The organism is Cryobacterium sp. 10I1 (assembly GCF_035019805.1).
In the GTDB taxonomy this organism is placed as follows: Bacteria; Actinomycetota; Actinomycetes; order Actinomycetales; family Microbacteriaceae; genus Cryobacterium; species Cryobacterium glucosi.
Genome location: NZ_JASJVF010000107.1, coordinates 1 through 10,670, shown reverse-complemented (window position 1 = coordinate 10,670; position 10,670 = coordinate 1). Strand labels below are relative to the sequence as shown.

The window sequence follows — 10,670 nt, the reverse complement described above, 5'->3', positions numbered from 1 at the left end:
TCTTCGGGTCGCGCTGGGCGAGGGCGTCGATCTCAACACGCATCCGCTCGGAAGCGGCCGGCGGGGTGAAGGCGGGAACACCGAAGGCGACGGTGGGGCTCGGGTCGATCATGATCGGCGCGATCGGGGTATTGAGGCCGAACGGAACCGCGGCGGGGGCGAGGGCCGGACGTACCTGGAGCATCTCGTCGACCTCGATCGATTCGCGGCTCTGGCGGCGGGAGCGGCGGGCGTAGAGCAGCATGCCGAGGATCAGAGTGATCAGGATTCCGGCGGTGATGATGCCGATGCGCACGATCTCCCCCATCCGGTCCGCCGAGGTCTGGGCGTCCTGCTGGGCGAGAGCCGCTGATGCGTCTGCGGCGGCCTGGCCGTTGAAGCTCACGACCTCGACGGTGACGGCGTCGCCGCGGGTCGAGTCGATGCCGGCGGCCGAGGAGACCAGGCTGGTCACGTCGGCGACGTTGACGCTGCCGATCGTGTCCTTGTTCACCGCGACCGAGATCGTCTGGCGGTTGACGGCACCGGCCGGGATCGTGCGGGTCTCGGTGACCTTGTTGACCGCGTTGTTCTTCGTGGTGTCCGCCGAGGTGAAGGAGCCGTCGGTGCTCGTTCCCGTCGGTGTCGTCGTCGTGGTCGTGGTGCCGAGCACCCCGGCCGCTCCCGAGGCGCCGGTGCCGGTGTACGTCTCGGTCTTGACGGCCTCGTTGAGTGCGGGAGCGTTCGTCGGTGAGGTGAAGGATTCCTCGACGCGGGAAGCCGACTGCGCGCTCATGTCTGCGGCGACGACGACGGTCGCATTACCGGCGCCGAGCACCTTGTCGAGCATGGCCTGGACCGAGCCGCGCACGCGCTGCTCGTAGTCGGTGGACTGCTCGGCGCCGGTTCCGGTGACGCCGGTGCCGACGGCCGAGAGCACGATGCCCTTGGAGTCGATCACGGCGACGTCGGTGGTCTTCATGCCGTCGATCGAGGCACTCGTGAGGTGCACGATGGCCTGGACCTGGTCGCTTGAGAGGGTCACGCCGGTCTGGGTGGCGACGAAGACGGATGCCGTCGGGTCCTGCTTCTCGGACACGAACACGGTGTCCTTGGGGATCGCGAGCCGAACAGAGGCGGTCTTGACGCCCTGCATGGCCTGGATCGTGTTGGCGAGCTCGCCCTCGAGGGCCCGCTTGTAGGTCACCGACTGCTGGAACTCGCTCGCGGTGACGCCCATCTTGTCGAGCAGCGAGTATCCCCCGGTGTCCGAGGTCGGCAGCCCGGCCGCGGCGGCCTTGAGTCGTTCGGCGTAGACATCCGCCTGCGGAACGAGGATCGTCGCGCCGCCGTCGCTGAGCTGATAGTCGACCTTGTCGGTCGCGAGCTGGTCGACGATCGCGCTCGCGTCGGCGCCGGCGAGCCCGGAGAACAGGGGCGTGTACGCGGGCTTCGTGGCCCACATCGTGAGCGCGGCGATGCCGAGTGCGAGCACCGCGACACCGATGATGGCGACCGTGCGCTGCGCGATGGTGAACTCACGGATGTTCTGTCCGAGTCGCTGGAAGAAGGAACTGATCTGGCGGGGCATCAGGCCTGCATCCTCATGATCTCGTTGAAGGCGTCGACGCCCTTGTTACGCACGGCGGCGACGAGCTCGAGGCTCACCTGTGCGCGGGTCGCGGCGATGGTGGCGCTCGCGATGTCGTTGAGGTTTCCGGTCACGGCGGCGACGGCCTGGGTGTTCGCGGTCGATTGCAGCTGCTGCAGGTTGTCGACGGCGCCGGCCATGGCAGTTCCGAAGCCCGAGCCGTCTGTGGCCGTGGTGGCCTGGCTGGATTGCGTCGCCTGCACACTCTGGGTGGCCTGGCTGGCCTGGAGCGCGAGCGCCCCGATGGATGCGATGGTCATCAGGCACGGCCGATCTGAAGTGCTGCTTCGTAGGTTGTCTTGGCGCGGTCGACGACGGCCGCGTTCGCCTGGTAACCGCGCTGGGCCATGATCAGGTCGCCCATCTGCTCGCCGAGGTCGATGTCGGGGTGGCGCACGTAGCCGGCGGCGTCGGCGAGCGGGTTGGTCGGGTCGGAGACGAGGATGCCGGCTGCCGAGCCCTGTGCGGTGCCCGCGACCTCGACGCCGTTCACACCCGCGCCGGCCTGAGCCACGATGTAGCGGGCCTGGAAGGCGTTGCCGCTCGTGGGCGTGACGGTGTTGACGTTCGCGATGTTGTCGGCGATCGCGTCGAGCCACTTGCGGTGCAGGGTGAGGCCGGAGCCGGCGATTCCGATCGCGTCGAGGCTCATCAGGCGGTCTTCATCGCGGCGCGCACGGCGCTGAACGGCATGTTGATTGCCTGGGCAGCGAACTGGTACCGGAGCACGGTCGAGGTGTTCGCGAGCGTCTCGGTGTCGAGGTTGACGTTGTTGCCGTTGACGTTGGTCGGTTCGAGGGAATCGGTGGTCGTGGCGGCCGTGCTTCCGCTGCCGTCGGCGACCGACTTGGCGAGGGCGGACTCGAACGCGACCTGCTTGGCGTGGTAGTTGGGGGTGTTGACGTTGGCGATATTGCTCGCGATGGTGCTCTGCCGCAGCGACAGTGCGGCCAGTGCGCTCGTGAGAGCGGTGGAGGTCACGGATTCAAGCACGGTTACCCGATTCGTCGTCAGATGTACTGAACGGCCGATCCGTGGCCTGGTGCGAGCAATCCGTGCTCGTCTCTAGCTATCGGCCCGGTTCGGGCCCGCGTTAGGTCTTCTTTCCACGAGTCAGGCGCTTGGCTCGAAAGGGGGGTGCAGCGGCCGTTTCGGCCCGCCGACCGCCCGCTCCCGTCAGTCGTCGTCGCGAAGTATCTCGCTCTTGCTCGTGAGGAGGATGGGCCTCTGCTCGGGGTCGAGACCGGGTGGCGGAGTGAGCCAGTAGCGGCCCGTGTCGTCGCGTGCGATGCGCCAGTGTTCGTTGTGGAGCCGCAGGTGGTCGGCCCTGCAGAGAAGGATGCCCTGGTCGAGGTTGGTCTCGCCGGTGTCGTCTTTCCAGTGTTGGATGTGGTGGGTTTCGGTCCAGGAGGGTGGTCGGTCGCAGCCGGGCCACCGGCAGCCGCCGTCGCGAATGGCGAGGGCCACCCTTTGGTAGGGGCTGAAGGTGCGTTGCTCCCGGCCGAGGTCGACGCCGCTGCCGTGGTCGTCGAAGGTGACATCGAGGAGCCCGCTGTCGCACCGGTTCCGTTCCACCGTCTCGGCCGAGACCGTCACCGCGGTCCCCTCGATCACCCCCGGCTGGAGCGCGGGTGCCGCGGTTTTGGGGTTCGCCGCAGCGTCGGCTGTGGGTGACGGGGCCTCGGTCGGCGCGGCATCGGTGGGTGTGGTTCCCGTGGGCGCGAAACCGGTGGGTGTGGCGCTGGTGGGGCGGATGGTGATCATGCGGACGGCGGGGCTGCGACCGCCGGCGATGCGTTTCGGGTCGGCTTTCACGCCGAGTTTCATCAGGGCCAGGAACGCATCCGCGGTGAGTTGTTCTGTGGAGCGCGGGTCGTCCTGGACCCGCTTCGACCAGGCCGCCTGGACCTTGTCCACGAACCGGACCCCGCCCCGGCGGGGACTCGTGATCGCGTCGTAGGTACTCATCAGGTATTCGCCGTCTTCCGGGGCGAACAACCCGACCATGCGCACCTGCCCCGTGTTGAGTCGCCAGAACCGCAACGACCGGTCGTCGTAGACGGCCTTCTCCCGGGCGGCGATGCCGGCCTCATCGAGCACGTCCCGCACCCGCCGGGCCCGCTTGAATAACTGGTCAGCGTTCACCGTGCGCGCCTCGGCGAGGAGCCGGGCCAGGGCCGTGGCGAGTTTCTCCGGGGTGATCGCCCGGTCCAGGTCGCCGAGCCCTTTCCGGAGCGAGTCTGCCTTCTCGACGCTCAGCCAGCCCTCGCGCAGGGCCCGGCCGATCGGCGCGTGCCACGGCGGCACCGCGGCCGCAGGCACCGGCGGGTCGACCGGCGGCAGGCCCGGGGCCGCGCCGTCGAGGGGTGGGACGCCGTCGAGGAACGGAGTCTCGTCCAGCAACTTCTGAGCCTCGGCGGCTTCCCGGGCGGCCTTCTCAGCGGCGTCGGCCTCGGCGAGCAGCCTGCCGACCGCGAGCAGCTTGCCCACGTCGCCCTTGCTTGACCCAGAAATACTCTGCAGGAGATCTTCTGGGGTCCGGAACCCCTTCCGGGCCGCAAGGCCTTGGCCGCCGAGTTCGGGCCGGGACCGCCGGGCGAGTGTCGCGGCGAACCACGCTGCCTGGGTGTCGAGTGCCCGCCGGGCTCCCGAAATCAATGCGTGCCCTTCGAGCACCGCGTCATCGCTCAACGTGTCGACAGCGGCAGACGAGCCACCGAGCCCGGTGACGATATGAGCCATCGACCGCAACCCGCCGAGCACGCCTCTCTGCACCGGGTCGCCCTGCACCCGGTCGCCATGCGGCTGATCGAGTGAAGCGGGCGGCTGGGGAAGATCGGTCATGCCCCCACGTTACGACGGACCGCCGACATTCTTTGAGCATGGCTCAGGCTTGTGGAAACTCCCTCTGATCAGGCACCTGTTGAGGAGAAGCCTCGCTCAACGAGTCCGATCAGCCGGTGACGTCAAGATAGACGGACGCGTTGGCGCGCTGGGCGGTGAGGATGGTGCGCACGGCGGACAGGTGTGCTCCGGCGGAGCGCCGCGCATCCTCGATCTCGCGGATCAACTCGAGCTGGCCGGCGATGAGCAACCGGGCACGCTCCTCGAGCTGCACGGGAAGCTGCCCCAGGTGCTCAGGCGCGCGCCACTGCACGCCGGTCGAGAACCGCTCCCCCTCGATCGCGAGCACCGCATTGCGGGTACCACTGCCGAGGCTGCGCTCGAGCTCGTCGAGCACCCGCAGCCACTCCTCATACGATCCCGACGGCCTAGGCATAACCGAGCTCTCCTCCGACCCGGGCAGCCATCGGCTGCGCGGGAAGCTGCTCGGCGGCTTCGTGCCAGGTCTGACGCAGCGGCTCGAGCAGTCCGATGCACTCCACCGTGCGGTTGACGTCCCGGTGCACGTTGGCACTCATGAGTGCGTTCTGCACGTACACGTAGATCGCGAACAGGCCTTCGGCGCCGTCCCAGGCCTCGACATTGAGGGAGGACGACAGCTCAGAGACGATCGCCTGGGCGTGCAGCAGGTTCTCCGAGGCGACCTGCCAGTCCTGGTTGAGCTGCGCGGCCTGTGCGCGGTTGAGATCCAGGAGAAGACGGTCATACAGCATCGTCAGGAGCCGCGCCGGCGTGGCGGACAGGATCGATTCGCGGTTGAACTGTGCGCGGCGGGCCTGCGCGTTGCTCCCCATCATGCTCATAATTGCCATCATCATCCAGCGCTCGTAGTAGTAGTGGTCGGGATCGCAGCGACCTGGGCCGTGAGCCAGCTCGACTGCGCTTTGAGAGCGGCGAGGGAGACCTCGAGCGCCGTGTAGGTGGCCTGCAGGGTGGAGCGTCGCGTGGCGAGACTGATGTCCCATGCGTCGATCCGGGTGCTCATGTTCTTCACAGAGGACTGCTGTCCGGTGATCTCGCTCGTGAGCGCACCGGTGTACTTGTCCGAAACGGCCGTTGCCGCTGCGGCGACCCGGGTCGCGATCTCCTGCACGGCGGCCTTGACCGTCGTCGGGTCGGCTGCGAGGGCTGTCGCGAACTTTGCCGCGTCGAACTCCATCGTGCCTGTCTTGGTGATGCTGATGCCGTATTCCGACGGCGAGTGCCCGTTGATCGGGGCGGATGCCGCGGTGAGCAGCTTCTGGCTCACGTCACGAACCCCGCCGTCCCCGGTGAAGACACCGGGCGACATCACGGCGGCGCCAGAGGCGTTGGTGCTGTTCGTCACGACGGTCTGGGTGGAGATGAGGGCGAAGATGCCGTTGAGCGAGCTCACAAGGCCCGAGGCGAGGGAGCTGATCGCGGCATCGTCGCGAGCGACCTTGATCGTCGCGGCCGAGGTTGAGACCGCGGAGACCGTGATCGCGACTCCGGGCAGCAGGTCAGCGAAGGTGTTCGTCGACGAGGTGATCTTCTGCTCGGCCGTGGTGCCGGCCCAGAGAGTGAGACTCGCATCCTGCGCGGCGGTCGTGATGGCGGCGCCCGTCTGGGTGAGCACGTTCGTCGCGGTGTTGGCCGTGACCTCAGCCTTGGTGCCCTGGTAGATCGAGAATGCGCCAGCCAGTCCCGAGTCGCTGGCGGTGAACTGGAGGCGGTACTGCGCGGCCCCGCTCGCGTCCACGCCCGACGCGACCTTAGTCGCGGTGACGCCGGCACCAGCCGCATTGACCGCGGTGACGACATCGTCAAGGGACGTGGATGCCGGGGTGATTTCGGTGCTGACGCCGTTCACGACGACGGTGAGTGCCGCGGGGCTGGCCGGCCAAACGGTCAGGGCGGCGGAGACGCCGACCTGGGTCTTGGCGAGGGCGCCGACGACAACGTCGATCTGGCCCGCACTGGCCCCGGTCGAAATGGCCGTGGTCACGCTCGTGGAACTGCTCGTAGCGGCGTAGAGGTCGGTGGCCGCCGGCTTCGAAGCCGTGGTCGCGAGGGTCGCGAGGGCTGCGACCTGGCCGTTGAGGCCCTGGAGTGCGGTGATGAGCTTTTGAGAGGTGGCGACGGATGCCTTGAGGAGCGTCTGGGGACGAGCCTCGACGGTCATCAGGGAGTTGATCAGGGTCGTGGTGTCCAGGCCGCTGATGAGCCCGTCGATCGCGTTCGTCATGCCTCCACCTCCTTAGGTGTGAAACTCTGTGCTGCTGGTCGTGCTGCGGGTGGAACGTGGAATGGCCGGCGGCGTTCGAGGGATGAGGTCCAGTTCATCTCCCGCGCGCCGCCGGCCATAGTTCACCGGTCGGTTGCCCGACTGCCTGGGCTATCCGATTTACTGGAGGAGCTTGAGCACGCCCTGGTTGCCCTGGTTCGCCTGAGCGAGCATGGCGGTACCGGCCTGCACCAGGATGCTGGAGCGGGTGTACTTGACCATTTCAGCGGCCATGTCGGTGTCGCGGATGCGGGATCCGGCAGCGGTCAGGTTCTCGGTCGAGACGGCAAGCGTCTTGACGACGCTCTCGAACCGGTTCTGAACCGCACCGAGGTCGGCACGAGCGGTCGACACCTTGGTGAGCTGAGCGTCGACAACCTTGATTGCCGCCGCAGCGCCAGCAGCGGTGCTGAAGTCCAGGCCACCCGAAGCAGCAAGTCCACCGGCACCCGCGGTCAGCCCGGCGGAAGGGTTCGCGACGGCCACCGCTCCACCGTTCAATGCCTTGACGTTGAGCTTGCCTGCGGTGTCGACGGTAGCAATCAAGCTGCCGGAGAAGGATGTGTCCTTGTTGAGTGCATCGGCCACTTCCTGCGCAGTACCACCGCCGGTCGACAGCGCCGCCGTCGCGATCGTCGAGACCGACTTGTCCGGGTTCGTGACGACGAAGGACTGCACGGCGTCGTTGGTGCCGGCTGCGCCGACCGTGTAGGACGAACCAACGTTCGTCGCACCGATCGCAGTTGCGATGGTGTTGACGTTCGCACCCGTCAGGTCGACCTTGATCTGGCTGCTGGCATCGGAGTTGGCGCCGACCTGGAAGCTCAGTGCCTTGCTCGATCCGTCCAGCAGCTGGGTGCCGTTGAAGTTCGTCGAGTCACCGATACGCGTCAGTTCCTTGGTCAGCGCAGTGACCTCGGTCGTGATCGCGGTGCGGGAGTCCTTGTTGTTCGAGTCGTTACCGGCCTGGACGGCGAGGTCACGAACGCGCTGCAGAATCGACTGCACCTCGCTCAAGGAACCTTCAGCCGTCTGCACGACCGAGATGCCGTCCTGGGCGTTGCGGCTGGCGACCGTGAGGCCACCGACCTGGGACTTGAGTGCCTCGGAGACCGTGAGGCCGGCCGCGTCGTCCGATGCGCGGTTGATGCGAAGACCACTGGAAAGCTTCTCGAGCGACTTGGACATGTCGTTCTGTGTAGCGGTCAGGTTGCGGTAGGTGTTGTTCGCCGCGATGTTGGTGTTGATCTGCATACCCATGATGTATTCCTCCGTGAGTGGGTGTCGGTGCGTCTACCCATCCATGGGCTGACACTGAGATCTATCGGCCTTGGCCGATCGTGCGTTAGCCGTTGAGCGAGAAAGATTCCCGGGCCGGGTAAACGCCGTGGTCGCCGAAGGATCCCGCAGCGGTGGCGTACTTCGCTGCGGCGATCGCGGCGGTCCGCGAGGGCACCGGCAAGCTGATCGGCTGCGTGAGGGGAAGGTCGGTCGCGACGGCGGGCATCCGCTCGTTGACGATGCCGAGCATCGCGTGATCGGCGAGCCTGGCCAGGTAGGCGCTGCGGCGGGCCGGCGCCACGCGGGACTCCGGCACGTAGTCGGCTTCATCGTCGGCGTAGTGGGTGCCGAGGCCGTCGCGCAGCAGGCGGATGGCCTCCGCGCGCTGCTGGGACACGGCCGAGTGGGTGATGCCCAGGTCCGCGGCGATGTCCTTGACCGGGCGGTCGTCGAAGTAGACCTGCTCGATGATCTCGCGCATCTTGGGCGGGAGCGCGAGCACGGCCGCGCGCAGGTACGCGAGGCGCTCGGCGGAAAGCAGCGACTCCCCCGGCAGCACGGTGCTCGCCGGGATGTACTCGGCAGTGGTGTCGTCGAGGGCGATCACGGTGCGCTCGCTGTCGGCGAGGCCTGCAGCCGCGGTCTCACGGTCGACGCCGAGTGCGGCGGCGATCTCGTCGACGCTCGCGGCACGGCCGAGGGCGGCGGCGAGGGTTTCCTGAACGGCGCGGGTTTCCTTGATGCGTCGACGGGCGGTGCGGGTGGCCCAGTCGTTGGAGCGCATCTCGTCGGCGAATGCCCCGATGATGCGACGACGGGCGAATGCGCCGAAGGGAACCCCGAGGTCGGGGTTGAAAGCATCCGCGCTCGTGACGAGCGCGAGCGCGCCCGCAGACGCGAGATCATCGCGTGAGAGGTGACGAGCCTTGGCCCAGACCTCGGAAACCAGGTATCCGACGAGGGGCAGGTTGTCGGTGACCAGCCGATTGCGCTCTGTGCGATTCACGTCGCAGCCCCCTTGTGTTTCACGAACGGATGTTGAGCGAGAGACCTCTGGCAGGGCCAGGATTACTTCGCTTCGTACCGGGTGAGCACTGGGACAAATTCACTGATCGGACAGGGGTTCGGGGCCCCTTTAACACAAAGTGTTTTGTCCGCGTGTCAAACATACAATCAGCCGCCCCTGAGACGGGCCGTGCGGCACCCCCACTCTGGGGGGGCTACTACCCCCCAACCGGGAAACGCTTACCTGCTCGGACACGCCCTGCCACCCCCACTTTTGGGAAAGCGTTGTCCTCATTTAGGTGGACATTCCCAGCCGCCACCTGCCAGTCTGGGCACACGGATCGCTTACGTGCGGCAAAACCCTGCCGATAGTGCCATCTGAAGCCAGAGTCGACGCGGTCGTGCGTCCCTCGGCCCGACCGGAATCGTGTGGAGGAAATCGTGGGCGCCAATGAACTCTCGGCCCTCCTGTGGCGCGAGCGGGAGCTCCTCGAACTGCTCGTCTTCAAGCTCGACGAAGAACAGCTCCTCCTGACGAACGGCAAGACCCGCTGGCTCCAGCAGGGCACCCGCGAGGTCGAGCAGGTGCTCGGCCACGTGCAGGAAGCCGGCCTCGCCCGCAGCGTCGAGGTTGCCGCCATGTCCGCCGAGTGGGGAACGAACGAAGACGCCACGCTCCGCGAACTCGTCGCCCACGCCCCCGTCGGCCCCTGGACCGAGATCATGACGGCGCACCTCAAGGCCCTCGGCGAGCTCGCCTCCCAGATCAAGGAACTCCGCGACGCCAACGAACACCTGCTCCGCTCGGCCGCACGCTCCAGCCAGGAGACGCTCGCCGATATCCGTGTGAACACGAACACCTATGACGCCCGCGGCACAGCGGATGCGTCCACCCCGACCGCCCGCCTCTTCGACCAGTCGTTCTAACGGGAACCCCATGAGCACATTCGGCGGACTCAACACCGCATACACCGGCCTCGTCGCCGCCCGACAGGGCCTCGACGTCGTCGGCCAGAACATCGCCAATGCCGGCACGGAGGGGTACACCCGTCAGCGCGTGACGACCTCGTCAGTGGATGCCGTGACGCGCGTCGGTCTCTTCTCCTCCGGAGTCGGCGCCGGCCAGGGCGTTTCGGTCACCGGCATCGCCCGCCTCGGCAGCGCGAGCCTCGACGCGCAGGTGCGCGCCTCGGCCGCAGCAGCCGGCTTCTCCGCAGTGCGCGCCAACTCGTTCTCCGCGGTCGAGGCCGCCACCAACGAACCGGGCACGAGCGGGCTGTCTGCGACCCTCTCCAAGTTCTGGGCCGGCTGGCAGGACGTCTCCAACAGCGTCGGCGACGCGGCCCCGGCCGGCGTCGTGCTGAGCCAGGCCAACGCCGTGGCCGGCCAGATCGCGTCCAACTACCAGGCCGTCGCGACCGAGTGGTCCTCCCAGCGTTCGAGCGTCACTTCGATGGTCTCCGAGGTGAATGCCGCGGCCACACAGGTCGCCGGACTCAACTCCCAGATCCGGATGACGGTCGCGGCGGGCGGCTCCGCCAACGAACTCCTCGACAAGCGCAGCGCGCTCACCACGACCATCGCCGCCCTCACCGGCGGGCCGAC

Annotated in this window: 12 protein-coding genes; 2 read left to right on the top strand and 10 right to left on the bottom strand. The window is 67.5% G+C overall.

Annotated elements, in window-relative coordinates; genetic code table 11:
- The 10 genes from fliF to QN345_RS10685 all read right to left on the bottom strand — a co-directional run.
- Window positions 1–1,570 (bottom strand): flagellar basal-body MS-ring/collar protein FliF (gene fliF, locus QN345_RS10730; protein ID WP_323508642.1); only part of this gene is annotated, 1,570 nt, incomplete at its 3' end.
- Window positions 1,570–1,890 carry a flagellar hook-basal body complex protein FliE gene (gene fliE, locus QN345_RS10725; RefSeq protein WP_134448951.1) on the bottom strand — a complete coding sequence of 107 codons (321 nt, stop codon included), beginning with the start codon at window positions 1,888–1,890 and terminating at the stop codon, window positions 1,570–1,572. The genes fliF and fliE, both read right to left, overlap by 1 nt.
- The gene (locus QN345_RS10720; RefSeq protein ID WP_134448950.1) at window positions 1,890–2,282 is read right to left on the bottom strand and encodes a flagellar basal body rod protein FlgC; all 393 of its coding nucleotides are present in this window, start codon (window positions 2,280–2,282) and stop codon (window positions 1,890–1,892) included. The genes fliE and QN345_RS10720 overlap by 1 nt, the downstream gene beginning before the upstream one ends.
- Window positions 2,282–2,623 carry a flagellar basal body rod protein FlgB gene (locus tag QN345_RS10715; protein WP_134448949.1) on the bottom strand — a complete coding sequence of 114 codons (342 nt, stop codon included), beginning with the start codon at window positions 2,621–2,623 and terminating at the stop codon, window positions 2,282–2,284. Before QN345_RS10715 ends, QN345_RS10720 begins: the two co-directional genes overlap by 1 nt.
- 183 nt (window positions 2,624–2,806) lie before the next feature.
- Window positions 2,807–4,474, bottom strand: coding sequence for an HNH endonuclease signature motif containing protein (locus tag QN345_RS10710; RefSeq protein ID WP_323508641.1), 1,668 nt, complete (start codon window positions 4,472–4,474; stop codon window positions 2,807–2,809).
- 109 nt (window positions 4,475–4,583) lie between these two features.
- Window positions 4,584–4,910: a hypothetical protein gene (locus tag QN345_RS10705; protein ID WP_134448947.1), complete on the bottom strand. Its 327-nt coding sequence runs from the start codon at window positions 4,908–4,910 to the stop codon at window positions 4,584–4,586.
- The gene (gene fliS, locus QN345_RS10700; protein WP_322135983.1) at window positions 4,903–5,352 is read right to left on the bottom strand and encodes a flagellar export chaperone FliS; all 450 of its coding nucleotides are present in this window, start codon (window positions 5,350–5,352) and stop codon (window positions 4,903–4,905) included. Before fliS ends, QN345_RS10705 begins: the two co-directional genes overlap by 8 nt.
- Entirely contained in the window at window positions 5,349–6,740 is a 1,392-nt protein-coding gene (gene fliD, locus QN345_RS10695) for a flagellar filament capping protein FliD (protein ID WP_134560255.1), read from the bottom strand. Before fliD ends, fliS begins: the two co-directional genes overlap by 4 nt.
- A gap of 159 nt (window positions 6,741–6,899) precedes the next feature.
- Complete coding sequence (locus QN345_RS10690; RefSeq protein ID WP_134448945.1) at window positions 6,900–8,039, bottom strand: flagellin; 1,140 nt, start codon at window positions 8,037–8,039, stop codon at window positions 6,900–6,902.
- 85 nt (window positions 8,040–8,124) lie between these two features.
- Entirely contained in the window at window positions 8,125–9,066 is a 942-nt protein-coding gene (locus QN345_RS10685; RefSeq protein WP_322189647.1) for a sigma-70 family RNA polymerase sigma factor, read from the bottom strand.
- 440 nt (window positions 9,067–9,506) lie between these two features.
- Here QN345_RS10685 and QN345_RS10680 point away from each other — a divergent pair, with 440 nt between their 5' ends.
- Complete coding sequence (locus QN345_RS10680; RefSeq protein ID WP_322189646.1) at window positions 9,507–9,992, top strand: flagellar protein FlgN; 486 nt, start codon at window positions 9,507–9,509, stop codon at window positions 9,990–9,992.
- A 10-nt stretch (window positions 9,993–10,002) separates the two neighbouring features.
- A partial coding sequence (locus QN345_RS10675; protein ID WP_323508640.1) for a FlgK family flagellar hook-associated protein occupies window positions 10,003–10,670 on the top strand: 668 nt, incomplete at its 3' end.